Raw genomic sequence first — 16,932 nt, 5'->3', positions numbered from 1 at the left:
AAACCCTATGAACACGAACGTTATCAGTCTGGTCTCGATCGGCGCTCACCCGACCTCAGGTCGGCCACGGCGCGCCGATCAGGATGCGCGCGCGGTGGAACTGGGCCTGCAACTGGCTGGGGATAACCTGCAGGTGCTGCACGCCGGTGATGTTGCCGAACCGGCACTTCGTGCCTATCTGGGCATGGGCCTGGAACAGCTGCATGTGCTGGAACAACCCGCTGGCGCCGATGCCTTGCCGGCGCTGACCGCGTACCTGCGCGATGCCGGTGCGCAGGTGGTGCTGACCGGTAGCCAGGCGGAAACCGGTGAGGGTTCGGGCATGTTGCCGTTCCTGCTGGCCGAAGGCCTGGGCTGGCCGCTGGTGGTGGGCCTAGCGCAGGTCGAATCAATCAATGACGGGTCGGCGCTGGTCCTGCAAGCGTTGCCGCGCGGCCAGCGACGCCGCTTGAAGGTCAAACTGCCGTTTCTGGCCACTGTGGATAACGCCGCGCCGAAGCCTCGGCAAAGTGCGTATGGTCCGGCACGACGGGGCGAATTGGCCGCCGATGACGTTGAAGTGGTGGAGGACCAATTGTTGGCCGTGGCCACGCTGCAACCGGCCAAGCCACGGCCCAAGCGCTTGAAGGTGATCAAGGCCAAGAGCGGTGCCGACCGGATGAAGGCCGCGACAGCCAAGGCCAGTGGCGGCGGGGGGCAGGTGCTCAAAGGCGTCACCGCGCAGGCTGGGGCTGAAGCCATTCTGAAGCTGCTGATTGAAGAGGGCGTTGTCCGCTAGTCACCTCTTCCTGGCATGGAATAACCACTGTGGGAGCGAGCCTGCTCGCGAAAGCGATGGGTCAGTCGATACATGTATCAGCTGATAGTCCGCTTTCGCGAGCAGGCTCGCTCCCACATTTGGTATTCACTCATCGCCAATCTGTACTGCTTACCCACAATCCCTGTTGGCGAAGCTGTGGATAACGTGTTCGCCCTTGCTCGCACCCCACGCCATTCAAGCCTTTCAGCCATAAGATCAAAAAACGATCAGCGTAACTCACGGATTTCTCGGGCTTTTCCTTCGGTATAAATCGACAAGTTGCCCCCAATCTCTGTTGGCGCTTCTGTGGATAAGATGTTCGCTACCAGCTGTAGGCCATATGGAGCAGGGCTTACATGGATTTGATCAATTATTGATCAAATGTGATTCCAGGGCGCCGAGAGCTGTCAACGCGAGGGGTTTTCCCCAGTCATAGGTGTTTTTCCACAGGAGATTGAAAGTTGTCCCCGATCTCTGTTGGCGCTTCTGTGGATAACGTGTTCGCTACCCGCTACAGGCCTTTAAATCCGTGCTGTGTACGAGCTTGATCAAAAAATGATCAATTGTTTTGAGAAATCGCGGTTCAGCATAAGTCACGATTTTTCTTTGCAAATCAGCAGGATATTTTTTGAGTCATCCACAGTTACCCCCATTTGCTGTGGGCGGGTATGTGGATAACTTGTTTGCGGAAGGCTGGAGGGCTTGGTGGGTATGGGGGCGGGGGTGATTGGTCGGAAATTGATCAACTGAATGATGTAGCGTGGGTCAGGACGCCTTCGCGAGCAGGCTCGCTCCCACAGGGGAATGCATTCCACCTGTAGGAGCCGCCGCAGGCTGCGATCTTTTGCTCCTGATCAGCCCTGAACCGGTACACCTTTGAGGTAAGGCGCAGGCTCTGCCCCGAGGTTGTTCAACATCCGCTCGCTGTACCAGTCGACGAAGTTGACCACGCCGAATTCATAGGTCTTCGAGTAAGGCCCCGGCTGGTAAGCGGTGGAGTTGATCCCGCGCTGGTTTTCCTCGGCCAGACGGCGGTCCTGATCGTTGGTCGCGTCCCACACCTGGCGCATGCGCTCGACGTCGTAATCGACACCTTCCACCGCATCCTTGTGCACCAGCCACTTGGTGGTGACCATGGTTTCCTGAGCGCTGATCGGCCACACGGTGAAGACGATGATGTGGTCGCCCATGCAGTGGTTCCACGAGTGCGGCAGGTGCAGGATGCGCATCGAGCCCAGGTCCGGGTTCTTGATCCGGCCCATCAGTTTCGCGCAGCCTTGCTTGCCGTCGAGGGTCATCGACACGGTGCCCTTGAGCAGCGGCATGCGCACGATACGGTTGCGCAAGCCGAAACTGGCGTGGGCGTAAGGGATCTTTTCCGCTTCCCAGGCAGCGGCGGAGGCGGCGACGTGATCCTTGAAGGCCTGATCGGCGCGCGGGTCGGTGACGTCGTCCCACTCCAGCAGAGTTTTCAACAGCTCCGGGTGCGACGCGTTGCAGTGGTAGCACTCGCGGTTGTTTTCCAGCACCAGTTTCCAGTTGGCCTTTTCCATCAAGGTGGTGGTGATCGCCACCTTGGTGTTCTCCATGTCGTACGGTTCCATGTAATGGTTGAGCGTCGACAGGAAGTCATCGATGGCCGGCGGGTTCTCCGCCAGGCTGATGAAGATGTAGCCGCCAGCGGTTTTCACGTTCACCGGTTTCAGGCCGTATTGCTTCATGTCGAAGTCGGCGCCCATCTCGGTGCCGGCGAACAGCAGGCGACCGTCCAGTTCGTAAGTCCACTGGTGGTAATGGCAGACCAGTTTGGCGACTTTGCCTTTTTCATTGGTGCACAGGCGCGAGCCACGGTGGCGGCAGACGTTGTGGAACGCGTGCACCACGCCCTCGGCGCCACGAATGACGATGATCGGGTTCTTGCCGACCTGCAGGGTCAGGTAGTTGCCCTTGGCCGGGATCTCGCAGGTCATGCCGGCGATCAACCATTCCTTCTGGAAGATCTCCTGCATATCGATATCGAACAGGCGCTCGTCGCTGTAGAACGGCTGTGGCAGCGAAAAAGTGCGCTCGCGCTCCTGGAGCATTTGTGCGGTGGCCTTGCGTGCGGGTTCCAGCGGATCGCCCAGGCTGATTTTTGCGGTGACGTCCATCGATGTAATCCTCATGGCCCTCTGCGTGGCCGGCGAAAGTGGCTGATCAGGTGTGCTGCAAAACGGTTGCTACGCAAGGTGTAAAGAAGTCGTCTTGTGTTGGGGCGAGTGTGGGGCCGGCGCTGGGGGGAACCTTATCCATGCGCGACATGGCGCAATCTGTTCCCGACGCGCAAGCCCCGGTGTTCAAGGGCTGGTCGCGATAAGTATGTCAATGTCGCGGATAGGTAAACGCACGGTCTGCGCTATACGCAGAATCGCCGACAAGAGGCCGACAGTCGGCCGTGGAGAACAGCATGTCCAACAGCTTCCTGAATCCGGTCACCACCCAGACCTGGGCCAATGGCCGACACATTGTCCGTTGCGTCAAAGTCATCCAGGAAACCTGGGATGTGCGCACCTTCTGCTTTATGGCCGACCAGCCGATCCTGTTCTTCTTCAAACCGGGGCAGTTCGTCACGCTGGAGCTGGAAATCGAAGGCCAGCCGATCATGCGCTCGTACACGATTTCCAGCTCGCCGTCGGTGCCGTACAGCTTCTCGGTGACGATCAAACGCGTGCCGGGCGGCAAGGTCTCGAACTGGTTGCACGACACTTTGCATGAAGGTCAGGAGCTGGCGGTGCACGGCCCGGTCGGGCTGTTCAACGCGATCGACTTCCCGAGCCCGAAGGTCCTGTATCTGAGCGGCGGCGTCGGCATCACGCCGTGCATGTCGATGGCGCGCTGGTTCTACGACACCAACGCCAATGTCGACATGACGTTCGTGCACAGCGCGCGGTCGCCGAAAGACATCATTTACCACCGCGAGCTTGAGCACATGGCGTCGCGGATCGACAACTTCAGCCTGCACCTGATCTGCGAAAAACACGGCCTCGGTGAGCCATGGGCCGGTTATCGCGGTTACCTGAACCACAAGATGCTCGAACTGATGGTTCCGGACTTCCTCGAACGCGAAGTGTTCTGCTGCGGCCCGACGCCGTACATGACTGCGGTCAAACGCTTGCTGGAAGCGGCCGGCTACGACATGTCGCGCTACCACGAAGAATCCTTCGGCGCCACGCCACCCGAGGCCCGCGCCGACGCGGTGGAACAGGCCGAACAAGCCGCCGATGCGCCGGAAATCGACGCCGCGGATCTGCATCAGGTCGAATTCACCGCCTCCGGCAAAAGCATTCGCGTCGGCCCGGGCGAAACCGTCCACGCAGCCGCCGCCAAACTCGGCCTGATGATCCCGAAAGCCTGCGGCATGGGCATTTGCGGGACATGCAAGGTGATGAAACTGGGCGGCGAAGTGGAGATGGAGCACAACGGCGGGATTACCGAGGACGACGAGGCGGAAGGGTTTATCCTGTCGTGCTGCAGCGTGCCGAAGGGGGATGTGCGGATTGAGTTTTAATCAGTAATTATGATCGTTCCCACGCTCCGCGTGGGAATGCCGCCCGGGACGCTCCGCGTCCCATTTCAATACCAGCGCTGAACCTCGATCAGTCCCTCAGTTCCCGCGTAGTCCCTGGCACTCGAATAACGCCAATGCTCCGGTAAATCCACATACCCGCGTTTCACCGGGTTGTTGTGGATATATTCAAGCTTCTGACGCATCACCGATTCGCTGTAGACCATCTCCGCGTGCGCACCTTCTTGCCACAGCTGATAAACCCGATCCTGTTTGTGTGCACGCTTATTGAAGCGCAGGCGTTGCAAGGCTTTGTCTGCGCCTTTGGTTTGTAAGTCGTTGATGATCTGTCGCGCAGTGAAAGACTTGAACTGGCTGAGACATTTGCTCAGGTCAGGCGCTTGGGCGACAAAGTGAAGATGGTTTTCCAGAATCACGTAGCCGTATAGCTTCAAGTCATGATGTGTCTGCTGATATCGCCAGCAGTTGAGCAGGTGCTCAACGATGTACGGGCGGATGAATAACGGTAACCACTCCATTACGGTGCAGGTCAGGAAATGCGGTTTGTCGGCTTCGGTAATCGTATAGCGGCTGCGGCCCATGGGATTCGATCCTTGAATCTTGCGGTGCGAAGGAGATGGAACGCGGAGCGTCCCGGGATGCGTTACCACGCGGAGCGTGGGAACGATCAGAATGGGGCGGGCGACATAATTGCGCTAGAAGAGGCTTCTGGTACCACGGTGGGAAAAGTCATTCCGGTCCAAAGATCGTTTCCACGCTCTGCGTGGGAATGCAGCCACTGACGCTCTGCGTCATAGCGGTTTTCAGCCTGTCGCCAAGGGTGAAGCTGGAACGCGGAGCGTCCCTGGAGGCGTTACCACGCGGAGCGTGGGAACGATCAGGGTGGGGCAGATGTGGAGATAAAGATCGTTCCCACGCTCTGCGTCATAGCGGTCTTGACCGTGTCGATAATGGTGAGGCTGGAACACGGAGCGTCCCGGGAGGCGTTCCCACGCGGAGCGTGGGAACGATCAATGCGGGGGGGATCAGGCCGACATGACCTCGCGAATATCGCGCGCCAGTTCGCGCACGCGCTCTTCTTCGGTGTCCCAGGAGCACATGAAACGTGCGCCGCCCTTGCCGATGAAGGTGTAGAAGCGCCAGTTCTTTGCAGTCAACGCGGCGATGGCCGGCTCGGACAGTTGCAGGAACACGCCGTTGGCCTGCACCGGGAACATCAGTTCGACGCCGGGAATGTCGCTGACCAGTTCTGCCAGCAGTTGCGCGCAGTGGTTGGCGTGGCGGGCGTATTTGAGCCAGGCGTCGTTTTCCAGAATGCCGACCCACGGTGCCGACAAAAAGCGCATCTTCGATGCCAGTTGCCCGGCCTGCTTGCAGCGGTAGTCGAAGTCTTCGGCCAGTTTGTGGTTGAAGAACAGGATCGCTTCACCCACCGCCATGCCGTTCTTGGTGCCGCCGAAACACAGCACGTCGACGCCGGCTTTCCAGGTCAGGTCGGCGGGCGAGCAGCCGAGGAATGCGCAGGCGTTGGAGAACCGCGCGCCGTCCATGTGCAGGTGCAGGCCCAGTTCTTTGCAGGTGGCGCTGATGGCGCGGACTTCTTCCGGGGTGTAGACACTGCCGACTTCGGTGGCTTGAGTCAGGGTCACCACGCGCGGTTTCGGGTAATGGATGTCCTGACGCTTGAGCGCGACTTCACGGATCGATTGCGGGGTGATCTTGCCGTTTTCAGTGCCGGCGATCAGCAGCTTCGAGCCGTTGGAGAAGAATTCCGGAGCGCCGCATTCGTCGGTTTCGACGTGGGCGGTTTCCGAGCAGATCACGCTGTGGTAACTCTGGCACAGCGACGACAGGGCCAGCGAGTTGGCGGCGGTGCCGTTGAAGGCGAAGAACACTTCGCAGTCGGTTTCGAACAGTTTGCGGAAATGATCCGCCGCGCGGGCGGTCCATTCATCGTCGCCGTAAGCGCGCTGGTGGCCGTGGTTGGCCTGTTCCATGGCAGCCCAGGCTTCAGGGCAGATCCCGGAATAGTTGTCGCTGGCGAATTGTTGGCTCTTGTCGGTCATGGCCGGCTTCCGTAATCGAGACTCTTGTGAAGGCTCGTGGTCAATGAGGATGCGCACTTTACCGAAGATCTTTCGGGGAGCACATGCGATGTCGGGTGGGGAAAATTACCAGTTTATGGGCCGATTATGCACCTGAGCCAACGCGACGGTGCCCTGGATCTGCTGAAGTGGCTGGCGTTGCTGAGCATGTTGCTCGATCACCTGCGATATGTCGGCTTCTTCGCCGACTGGCTTTATGTGCCCGGTCGCCTGGCGTTTCCATGGTTTTGCCTGGCGATGGCGGCGAATCTGGCACGAGACGGTTCGCGCAAAATGGAATGGCGCTATCTGGGCTGGCTGTTGCTGTTCAGTGCAATCAGCGAAATCCCTTATCGCTTTTATATCCCCGACCCTGACACGTTCAACGTGATGCCGACGCTGGCGCTGGGCCTGCTGGTGGCGCGCGGCTGGCAGGATTCAGCATCGGTGGCGCGATTGCTCGCACTGGCCGCGCTGGTGGTTGCGGCGGTTTTTTCAGAACGACTGATGTTCGGTTTCTTCGGCGTATTGTTGCCATTGGCGCTGCTGCTGGTGTTTTGCCGACCCTGGTATTTCAGCCTGTTGCCGGGGCTGGTGTGTCTGGCGGCGAACCAATGGCAGGTGTTGCTCGAATCGGCGCGCTTCGGCAACAGCGTGGCGATTCTCGGCCTGGCGACATGTCTGTTTGCGCCGATGCTGGGAATGTTCTTGTTGCGACATGGGCGACATCTGCAGCCACCACCGATGCGGCGCTGGGCATATGCGCTGTATCCCGCGCATTTCCTCCTGCTGCTACTTATCCGCCAGCTCGCCGCTTAACCCTGTGGGAGCTGGCTTGCCAGCGATAGCGGTGGTTCAGCCACCATCCATGCCAGATGTGCCGCCGCCATCGCTGGCAAGCCAGCTCCCACAAGGTCATTTCCAGCCATGTCGTAAACGCACCTTTGCGTGGCGTCCGCAGGCATTTGAGCTGTCTGTGCCGGTCATACCATCGCATCAAAGGGCACCGCTGCGATTGCCGGTGCCTTACCGAGACGAATGGCGCACAGATGCCGCTGGGAGAGACGCGATGTTCAGCAAGCAAGACCAGATCCAGGGTTACGACGATGCACTGCTGGCGGCGATGAATGCCGAGGAGCAACGTCAGGAAGATCACATCGAGCTGATCGCGTCGGAGAACTACACCAGCAAGCGCGTCATGCAGGCGCAAGGCAGCGGCCTGACCAACAAATACGCCGAAGGCTATCCGGGCAAGCGCTACTACGGCGGCTGCGAGCATGTGGATAAAGTCGAAGCGCTGGCCATCGAACGCGCCAAGCAACTGTTCGGTGCCGACTATGCCAACGTCCAGCCGCACTCCGGCTCCTCGGCCAACAGCGCCGTGTACCTGGCGCTGATCCAGCCGGGTGACACCATCCTCGGCATGAGCCTGGCCCACGGCGGTCACCTGACCCACGGCGCGAAAGTGTCGTCCTCGGGCAAGCTCTACAACGCCGTGCAGTACGGCATCAACACCGACACCGGGCTGATCGACTACGACGAAGTCGAGCGTCTGGCGGTCGAGTGCAAACCGAAAATGATCGTTGCCGGTTTCTCGGCTTACTCGAAGACTCTGGACTTCCCGCGCTTCCGTCAGATCGCCGACAAGGTCGGTGCGCTGCTGTTCGTCGACATGGCTCACGTCGCCGGTCTGGTCGCTGCCGGCCTGTACCCGAACCCGCTGCCGTACGCCGATGTGGTCACCACCACCACGCACAAGACCCTGCGCGGTCCGCGTGGCGGGCTGATCCTGGCCAAGTCCAACGAAGAGATCGAGAAGAAGCTCAACGCCGCCGTGTTCCCCGGTGCCCAGGGCGGTCCGCTGATGCACGTCATCGCCGGTAAGGCGGTGTGCTTCAAGGAAGCGCTGGAGCCTGGCTTCAAGGCCTATCAGCAACAAGTGATCGACAACGCCCAGGCGATGGCCAGCGTGTTCATCAAGCGTGGCTACGATGTTGTGTCCGGCGGTACCGACAACCACTTGTTCCTGGTCAGCCTGATCCGTCAGGGCCTGACCGGCAAGGACGCCGATGCCGCGCTGGGCCGTGCGCACATCACGGTGAACAAGAACGCCGTGCCGAACGACCCGCAGTCGCCGTTCGTGACCTCGGGCCTGCGCATCGGCACCCCGGCGGTGACCACGCGCGGCTTCAAGGTCAGCCAGTGCGAAACCCTCGCCGGCTGGATCTGCGACATCCTCGACAACCTCGGCGACGCCGATGTCGAGGCCAATGTCGCCCAGCAGGTCTCGGCCCTGTGCGCAGACTTCCCGGTTTATCGCTGAGTCGGTTTTGGAGTAATGACTATGCAACGCTATTCCGGCTTCGGCCTGTTCAAACACTCGCTCAGCCACCACGAAAACTGGCAGCGCATGTGGCGCACCCCCACCCCGAAAAAAGTCTACGACGTGGTCATCGTCGGCGGCGGCGGGCACGGCCTGGCGACGGCCTACTATCTGGCCAAGGAGCACGGCATCACCAATGTCGCCGTGGTCGAGAAAGGCTGGCTGGGCGGCGGTAACACCGCGCGCAACACCACCATCGTGCGTTCCAACTACCTGTGGGACGAGTCGGCGCACCTCTACGAACACGCGATGAAATTGTGGGAAGGCCTGTCGCAGGATCTCAACTACAACGTGATGTTCTCCCAGCGTGGCGTCTACAACCTGTGCCACACCCTGCAGGACATCCGTGATTCCGAGCGTCGGGTCAGCGCCAACCGCCTCAACGGCGTCGACGGCGAATTGCTCGACGCCAAGCAGGTTGCGGACGAGATTCCGTACCTGGACTGCTCGAAAAACACCCGCTACCCGATCATGGGCGCGACCGTGCAGCGTCGCGGCGGCGTCGCCCGTCACGATGCCGTGGCGTGGGGCTTCGCCCGTGCCGCCGATGCCTTGGGCGTGGACCTGATCCAGCAGACCGAAGTGATCGGTTTCCGCAAGGAAAACGGTGTGTGCATCGGCGTCGAAACCAACAAGGGTTTCATCGGCGCCAAGCGCGTCGGCGTGGTGACGGCCGGTAACTCCGGGCACATGGCCAAGCTTGCCGGTTTCCGCCTGCCGATCGAATCCCACCCGCTGCAAGCGCTGGTGTCCGAACCGATCAAGCCGATTATCGACAGCGTGATCATGTCCAACGCCGTGCACGGTTACATCAGCCAGTCCGACAAGGGCGACCTGGTGATCGGCGCCGGTATTGACGGCTACAACGGCTACGGCCAGCGTGGTTCGTACCCGGTGATCGAACACACCATCCAGGCCATCGTCGAGATGTTCCCGGTGCTCTCGCGGGTACGCATGAACCGCCAGTGGGGCGGTATCGTCGACACCACCCCGGACGCTTGCCCGATCATCTCGAAAACGCCGGTACCAAACATGTTCTTCAACTGCGGTTGGGGCACCGGTGGCTTCAAGGCCACACCCGGCTCGGGCAACGTGTTTGCCGCGAGTCTGGCCAAGGGTGAAATGCACCCATTGGCTGCACCTTTCTCCATCGACCGTTTCCACAACGGTGCGTTGATCGATGAACACGGCGCTGCTGCGGTTGCCCACTAACAGGAGAAATCCCCATGTTGCATATCTTCTGTCCTCACTGCGGCGAACTGCGCTCTGAAGAGGAATTCCACGCATCCGGTCAGGCGCATATCCCGCGGCCGCTGGATCCGAACGCCTGCACCGATGAAGAGTGGGGCGACTACATGTTCTTTCGCGATAACCCGCGCGGTCTGCACCATGAGTTGTGGGACCACGTTGCCGGTTGCCGCCAGTACTTCAACGTCACTCGCGATACCGTGACCTACGAGATTCTCGAGAGCTACAAGATCGGCGAGAAGCCGCAATTCACCGACAAGGCTGGCACTGCGAAAACAGCCACGACGGCGCTGGGAGAGAAGGTATGAGCCAGACCAATCGCCTGTCCAACGGTGGACGGATCGACCGCAACAAAGTGCTGAGCTTCACCTTCAACGGCCAGACCTACAAAGGCTATGAAGGCGACTCGCTGGCCGCCGCACTGATTGCCAACGGCGTCGATATCATCGGCCGCAGCTTCAAGTATTCGCGCCCTCGCGGCATCTTCGCGGCTGGTTCCGAAGAGCCGAACGCGGTGCTGCAGATCGGTGCTACCGAAGCCACGCAGATTCCCAACGTGCGCGCCACGCAACAGGCGTTGTATCAGGGCCTGGTCGCCACCAGCACCAACGGCTGGCCGAGCGTCAACAACGACATGATGGGGATTCTCGGCAAGGTCGGCGGCAAGCTGATGCCGCCGGGTTTCTACTACAAAACCTTCATGTACCCGCAATCGTTCTGGATGACTTACGAGAAGTACATCCGCAAGGCTGCCGGCCTCGGCCGTTCGCCGACCGAGAACGATCCGGACACCTACGACTACATGAACCAGCACTGCGACGTGCTGATCGTCGGTGCCGGCCCGGCCGGTCTCGCCGCTGCCCTGGCCGCTGCGCGCAGCGGTGCCCGCGTGATTCTGGCCGATGAGCAGGAAGAGTTCGGCGGCAGCCTGCTCGACTCGCGCGAAAGCCTCGACGGCAAACCGGCGATGGAATGGGTCGCCAGTGTCATCGCTGAATTGAAGAACACCCCGGACGTGCTGTTGTTGCCGCGCGCCACGGTCAACGGTTACCACGACCACAACTTCCTGACCATTCACGAACGCCTCACCGATCACCTCGGTGACCGCGCGCCGATCGGACAGGTGCGGCAGCGCATCCACCGTGTCCGCGCCAAGCGCGTGGTGTTGGCAACCGGTGCCCACGAGCGTCCGCTGGTGTACGGCAACAACGACGTGCCGGGCAACATGCTAGCCGGCGCGGTGTCGACCTACGTGCGTCGTTATGGCGTAGCGCCGGGCAAAAAACTGGTGCTGTCGACCAACAACGATCACGCCTATCGCGTCGCTCTGGATTGGCTCGATGCCAGTCTGCAAGTGGTCGCCATCGCTGATGCCCGCAGCAATCCGCGCGGTGCATTGGTCGAAGAAGCGCGCGCCAAAGGCATTCGCATCCTCACCGGCAGCGCCGTCATCGAAGTGCGTGGCAGCAAGCGTGTGACCGCTGCCCGCGTCGCCGCGATTGACGTCAAAGCACACGCCGTAACCAGTCCGGGCGAATGGCTCGACTGCGATCTGGTGGCCAGCTCCGGTGGTTACAGCCCGGTGGTTCACCTGGCTTCGCACCTCGGCGGCAAACCGGTCTGGCGCGAAGACATTCTCGGTTTCGTACCGGGCGAAGCACCGCAGAAGCGCGTGTGCGTCGGTGGCATCAATGGCGTCTACGCGCTGGGCGATTCGCTGGCCGACGGTTTCGAAGGTGGCGTGCGCGCTGCCGCTGAAGCCGGTTTCCAGACCGTCGAAGGCGTGTTGCCGAAAGCCCTGAGCCGTCTCGAAGAGCCGACCCTGGCGCTGTTCCAGGTGCCGCACGAGAAGAACTCGGCGCGTGCACCGAAGCAATTCGTCGACTTCCAGAACGACGTCACCGCCGGTGGTATCGAATTGGCGACCCGCGAAGGTTTCGAGTCGGTCGAGCACGTCAAACGCTACACCGCGCTGGGCTTCGGCACCGATCAGGGCAAGCTCGGCAACGTCAACGGTCTGGCCATTGCCGCCCGTTCGCTGAACGTGACCATCCCGCAGATGGGCACCACCATGTTCCGTCCGAACTACACGCCGGTGACCTTCGGCGCCGTGGCCGGTCGACACTGCGGGCACATCTTCGAACCGGTGCGCTACACCGCGCTGCATGCCTGGCATGTGAAGAACGGCGCCGAGTTTGAAGACGTCGGTCAGTGGAAGCGTCCGTGGTACTTCCCGAAAAACGGTGAAGACCTGCACGCGGCGGTCAAGCGCGAATGCAAAGCCGTGCGCGACAGCGTTGGCCTGCTCGATGCTTCGACCCTCGGCAAGATCGACATTCAAGGCCCGGATGCCCGCGAGTTTCTCAACCGCGTGTACACCAACGCCTGGACCAAGCTCGACGTGGGCAAGGCTCGCTATGGTTTGATGTGCAAAGAAGACGGCATGGTCTTCGACGACGGTGTGACGGCTTGCCTGGCCGACAACCATTTCGTCATGACCACCACCACCGGCGGCGCGGCTCGCGTGCTGCAATGGCTGGAGCTGTACCACCAGACCGAATGGCCGGATATGAAGGTGTACTTCACCTCCGTTACCGATCACTGGGCGACCATGACCCTGTCCGGGCCTAACAGCCGCAAGCTGCTCAGCGCCGTGACCGACATTGATCTGAGCAACGAAGCGTTCCCGTTCATGACCTGGAAAGAAGGTCTGGTCGGCGACGTGCCGGCGCGGGTGTTCCGTATCTCGTTCACTGGTGAGCTGTCGTACGAAGTCAACGTGCAGGCCGATTATGCGATGGGCGTGCTGGAGAAAATCGTCGAGGCCGGCAAGCAGTACAACCTGACCCCGTACGGCACCGAAACCATGCACGTGCTGCGGGCCGAGAAGGGCTTCATCATCGTCGGCCAGGACACCGACGGCTCGATGACCCCGGACGACCTGAACATGGGCTGGTGTGTCGGTCGCACCAAACCGTTCTCGTGGATCGGCCAGCGCGGCATGAACCGCGAAGATTGCGTGAAAGACCAGCGCAAGCAACTGGTGGGCCTCAAGCCGATCGATCCGACCAAATGGCTGCCGGAAGGTGCGCAGCTGGTGTTCAACACCAAACAGGCGATCCCGATGACCATGGTCGGCCACGTGACCTCCAGCTACGCGCACAACTCCCTCGGTTATTCGTTTGCCATGGGTGTGGTCAAGGGCGGTCTCAAGCGCATGGGCGAGCGGGTGTTCGCACCGCTGGCCGATGGCAGCGTGATCGAGGCGGAGATTGTTTCTTCGGTGTTCTTCGATCCGAAGGGTGATCGCCAGAACATCTGACACTGATCGTTCCCACGCTCCGCGTGGGAATGCATCCCGGGACGCTCCGCGTCCCAAGAGCGGACGCAGAGCGTCCATGGCGGCATTCCCACGCAGAGCGTGGGAACGATCAAATCAAACAACAGGTGCTTTATGACCACAGCCAATGTTTACCAGCAACGCCCGACCACTGGCGCCAAGGCCGAATCGTCGCTGCACCATGCCGACCTCGCCAGCCTGGTCGGCAAGGGCCGCAAGAACGCCGGCGTGATCGTGCGGGAAAAGAAACTCCTCGGCCACCTGACCATTCGTGGTGATGGTCACGATGCCGCGTTCGCTGCCGGTGTGCACAAGGCGCTTGGCATTGAATTGCCCGGTGCGCTGAGCGTAATCGTCAAAGGCGAAACCAGCCTGCAATGGATGGGCCCGGACGAGTGGCTGCTGATCGTGCCAAGCGGTGAGGAATTCGCCGCCGAGCAGAAACTGCGCGAAGCGCTGGGCGATCTGCACATTGCCATCGTCAACGTCAGCGGCGGCCAGCAGATTCTCGAATTAAGCGGCCCGAACGTGCGTCAGGTGCTGATGAAGTCGACCAGCTACGACGTGCACCCGAACAACTTCCCGGTCGGCAAAGCGGTGGGCACGGTGTTCGCCAAGTCGCAGTTGATGATTCGTCATACCGCCGAAGACACCTGGGAATTGCTGATCCGTCGCAGCTTCTCGGATTACTGGTGGTTGTGGTTGCAGGATGCTTCGGCCGAGTACGGGCTGAGCGTTCAGGCCTGAAGATCAAAAGCCACCCCCTCACCCCAGCCCTCTCCCCCTGAGGGGGAGAGGGGGAAAGGGAGCAGATTTGTGTGTTTTTCGAGCCTGAGTTCGACGGGATATTTCAGGTCGGCGTAATACGAGAAAACAACTCGGTCAGTCCCCTCTCCCTCTGTGAGAGGGCTAGGGTGAGGGAAAAACCTGACACCCCGCACAACGAACAGGAGTCACCGCACCATGAGCCGCGCCCCAGACACATGGATTCTGACCGCCGACTGTCCCAGCGTCCTCGGCACGGTGGACGCGGTCACGCGTTTTCTGTTCGAGCAGGGCTGTTATGTCACCGAGCATCATTCGTTCGATGACCGCCTCTCCGGGCGTTTCTTCATTCGCGTGGAATTCCGTCAGCCCGACGGCTTCCACGAGCAATCCTTCCGCGCCGGGCTGGCCGAGCGCGGACAGGCGTTCGGCATGCTCTTCGAGCTGACCGCGCCGAACTACCGGCCGAAAGTGGTGATCATGGTCTCCAAGGCCGATCACTGCCTCAACGACTTGCTCTACCGCCAGCGCATCGGCCAGTTGTCGATGGACGTCGCGGCGGTGGTGTCCAACCATCCGGATCTCAAGCCGTTGGCCGACTGGCACCAGATTCCCTACTACCATTTCCCTCTCGACCCCAATGACAAACCGGCGCAGGAGCGTCAAGTCTGGCAGGTGATCGAAGAGGCCGGTGCCGAACTGGTGATCCTCGCCCGCTACATGCAGGTGCTGTCGCCGGAGCTGTGCCGCAAGCTCGATGGCAAGGCGATCAACATTCATCACTCCCTGCTGCCGGGCTTCAAGGGCGCCAAGCCTTATCACCAGGCTTACAACAAGGGCGTGAAACTGGTGGGCGCGACGGCGCATTACATCAACAACGATCTCGATGAAGGGCCGATCATCGCCCAGGGCGTCGAGGCGGTGGATCACAGTCATTACCCCGAGGACCTGATCGCCAAGGGGCGCGATATCGAAGGCCTGACGCTGGCGCGGGCGGTTGGGTATCACATCGAAAGACGGGTGTTCTTGAACGCCAACAGAACCGTCGTTCTCTAGATCGCTTTCGCGAGCAGGCTCGCTCCCACAGGGGTATGCATTCCAATGTGGGAGCGAGCCTGCTCGCGAAGGGGCCATAACAAACAACGCAAGACCAACAAGCAATACCCGAGCACTCAACGCGCTGCCCAACCGGGGCAACGCAGTTCCATAAAAACAACAGCGAGGTGAAAGCATGTCTGGCAATCGTGGTGTGGTGTATCTCGGCGCTGGCAAGGTCGAAGTGCAGAAAATCGACTATCCGAAAATGCAGGACCCGCGTGGTCGCAAGATCGAGCACGGGGTCATACTCAAAGTGGTCTCCACCAACATTTGCGGCTCCGACCAGCACATGGTGCGCGGCCGGACCACGGCGCAGACCGGTCTGGTGCTGGGTCACGAAATCACCGGCGAGGTGATCGAAAAGGGCTCCGACGTCGAAAACCTGAAGATCGGCGATCTGGTCTCTGTTCCGTTCAACGTAGCTTGCGGGCGCTGCCGTTCCTGCAAGGAGCAACACACCGGCGTCTGCCTGACCGTCAACCCGGCCCGTGCCGGCGGCGCATACGGTTACGTCGACATGGGCGACTGGACCGGTGGCCAGGCTGAATACGTGCTGGTGCCGTACGCCGACTTCAACCTGCTGAAACTGCCGGATCGCGACAAGGCCATGGAGAAAATCCGCGACCTGACCTGCCTCTCCGACATCCTCCCGACCGGCTATCACGGCGCGGTTACTGCCGGTGTTGGCCCGGGCAGCTCCGTGTACATCGCCGGCGCCGGTCCGGTCGGCCTCGCCGCTGCCGCTTCCGCACGTTTGCTCGGTGCGGCGGTGGTGATTGTCGGCGACGTCAACACCATCCGCCTGGCCCACGCCAAGGCACAGGGCTTTGAGGTCGTCGACCTGTCCAAAGACACCCCGCTGCACGAACAGATCGCCGCGCTGCTGGGCGAGCCGGAAGTCGATTGCGCGGTGGACTGCGTCGGTTTCGAAGCCCGCGGCCACGGCCACGACGGCGTCAAGGCCGAAGCCCCGGCCACGGTGCTCAACTCACTGATGGGCGTGGTGCGCGTTGCCGGCAAGATCGGTATCCCGGGCCTGTATGTCACCGAAGATCCGGGCGCCGTCGACGCCGCGGCGAAAATGGGCAGCCTGAGCATCCGCTTCGGCCTGGGCTGGGCCAAATCCCACAGCTTCCACACCGGGCAGACTCCAGTGATGAAGTACAACCGCCAGTTGATGCAGGCGATCATGTGGGACCGCATCAACATTGCCGAAGTGGTTGGCGTGCAGGTCATCAGCCTCGATCAGGCGCCGGAAGGTTACGGCGAGTTCGATGCGGGTGTGCCGAAGAAGTTTGTGATTGATCCGCATAAGTTGTTCAGTGCGGCGTAAGGTTTTACCGCAACGCAAAACGGCGACCTCAGGGTCGCCGTTTTGGTTGGATTAGCGTTCATTCAGCGCGAACTTGGCATGCTTTCATTCCTGTGGTTCCCTTTTCGGCCACAAATGAGACTTTTTGCCCGACTTTGAAGGCTTTGAACCCTTCCTTTTCGATATTCTTGTAATGGAGGGAGATCTCGGCTCCCTCGTCAGCGGGTGTAATACCGCCAACACCTTTTTCATCGTTAAACCACTTTACGGTACCGCTTTGTCTATTTGACATGTCAATGCTTCCTGTTTAATTGTCAAAAAGGGGCATCGCAACCAGG

At 60.7% G+C, this 16,932-nt stretch carries 14 protein-coding genes; 10 read left to right on the top strand and 4 right to left on the bottom strand.

From position 1 onward, the window contains the following. Positions 1 to 7 precede the first annotated feature (7 nt). Entirely contained in the window at positions 8 to 778 is a 771-nt protein-coding gene (gene etfB / locus KVG87_RS04430; protein ID WP_024014592.1) for an electron transfer flavoprotein subunit beta, read from the top strand. Between the two features lie 875 nt (positions 779 to 1,653). On the opposite strand, the gene gbca is transcribed toward etfB, so the two are convergent. Then, on the bottom strand, positions 1,654 to 2,949 hold the full coding sequence (gene gbca, locus KVG87_RS04425; protein WP_076564388.1) for a glycine betaine monooxygenase oxygenase subunit: 1,296 nt from the start codon (positions 2,947 to 2,949) through the stop codon (positions 1,654 to 1,656). A gap of 296 nt (positions 2,950 to 3,245) precedes the next feature. Here gbca and gbcB point away from each other — a divergent pair, with 296 nt between their 5' ends. Further along, positions 3,246 to 4,346, top strand: a complete 1,101-nt coding sequence (gene gbcB / locus KVG87_RS04420) for a glycine betaine monooxygenase reductase subunit (protein WP_016772824.1) — start codon at positions 3,246 to 3,248, stop codon at positions 4,344 to 4,346. Positions 4,347 to 4,411: 65 nt separating this feature from the next. On the opposite strand, the gene KVG87_RS04415 is transcribed toward gbcB, so the two are convergent. Beyond that, positions 4,412 to 4,945, bottom strand: coding sequence for an REP-associated tyrosine transposase (locus tag KVG87_RS04415; protein WP_076564387.1), 534 nt, complete (start codon positions 4,943 to 4,945; stop codon positions 4,412 to 4,414). Between the two features lie 444 nt (positions 4,946 to 5,389). After that, the gene (locus KVG87_RS04410) at positions 5,390 to 6,430 is read right to left on the bottom strand and encodes a threonine aldolase family protein (protein WP_016772826.1); all 1,041 of its coding nucleotides are present in this window, start codon (positions 6,428 to 6,430) and stop codon (positions 5,390 to 5,392) included. Positions 6,431 to 6,556: 126 nt separating this feature from the next. On the opposite strand from KVG87_RS04410, the gene KVG87_RS04405 reads away from it, so the two are divergent. The 8 genes from KVG87_RS04405 (at position 6,557) to fdhA (ending at position 16,615) form a co-directional block, all read left to right on the top strand. After that, positions 6,557 to 7,267 carry a TraX family protein gene (locus tag KVG87_RS04405; RefSeq protein WP_217849503.1) on the top strand — a complete coding sequence of 237 codons (711 nt, stop codon included), beginning with the start codon at positions 6,557 to 6,559 and terminating at the stop codon, positions 7,265 to 7,267. A gap of 250 nt (positions 7,268 to 7,517) precedes the next feature. Further along, entirely contained in the window at positions 7,518 to 8,771 is a 1,254-nt protein-coding gene (glyA, locus tag KVG87_RS04400) for a serine hydroxymethyltransferase (protein WP_024014589.1), read from the top strand. Positions 8,772 to 8,792: 21 nt separating this feature from the next. After that, positions 8,793 to 10,043 (top strand): sarcosine oxidase subunit beta, encoded by a 1,251-nt coding sequence (locus KVG87_RS04395; RefSeq protein WP_016772829.1) that lies wholly within the window; start codon positions 8,793 to 8,795, stop codon positions 10,041 to 10,043. 14 nt (positions 10,044 to 10,057) lie between these two features. Continuing rightward, positions 10,058 to 10,387: a sarcosine oxidase subunit delta gene (locus KVG87_RS04390; RefSeq protein ID WP_016772830.1), complete on the top strand. Its 330-nt coding sequence runs from the start codon at positions 10,058 to 10,060 to the stop codon at positions 10,385 to 10,387. Further along, positions 10,384 to 13,401, top strand: coding sequence for a sarcosine oxidase subunit alpha (locus KVG87_RS04385; protein WP_041476748.1), 3,018 nt, complete (start codon positions 10,384 to 10,386; stop codon positions 13,399 to 13,401). Before KVG87_RS04390 ends, KVG87_RS04385 begins: the two co-directional genes overlap by 4 nt. 132 nt (positions 13,402 to 13,533) lie before the next feature. Continuing rightward, positions 13,534 to 14,166: a sarcosine oxidase subunit gamma gene (locus tag KVG87_RS04380; protein ID WP_041476747.1), complete on the top strand. Its 633-nt coding sequence runs from the start codon at positions 13,534 to 13,536 to the stop codon at positions 14,164 to 14,166. A gap of 216 nt (positions 14,167 to 14,382) precedes the next feature. Beyond that, positions 14,383 to 15,240 carry a formyltetrahydrofolate deformylase gene (gene purU, locus KVG87_RS04375; RefSeq protein WP_217849501.1) on the top strand — a complete coding sequence of 286 codons (858 nt, stop codon included), beginning with the start codon at positions 14,383 to 14,385 and terminating at the stop codon, positions 15,238 to 15,240. Between the two features lie 175 nt (positions 15,241 to 15,415). Further along, complete coding sequence (gene fdhA, locus KVG87_RS04370; RefSeq protein WP_016772834.1) at positions 15,416 to 16,615, top strand: formaldehyde dehydrogenase, glutathione-independent; 1,200 nt, start codon at positions 15,416 to 15,418, stop codon at positions 16,613 to 16,615. Positions 16,616 to 16,673: 58 nt separating this feature from the next. Here the strand turns inward: fdhA and KVG87_RS04365 are convergent, their stop codons facing one another. Then, positions 16,674 to 16,886, bottom strand: a complete 213-nt coding sequence (locus KVG87_RS04365) for a cold-shock protein (RefSeq protein ID WP_217849499.1) — start codon at positions 16,884 to 16,886, stop codon at positions 16,674 to 16,676. Positions 16,887 to 16,932 lie beyond the last annotated feature (46 nt).

The organism is Pseudomonas siliginis (assembly GCF_019145195.1).
GTDB lineage: Bacteria > Pseudomonadota > Gammaproteobacteria > Pseudomonadales > Pseudomonadaceae > Aquipseudomonas > Aquipseudomonas siliginis.
This window is presented reverse-complemented; position numbering and strand designations above follow the sequence as displayed.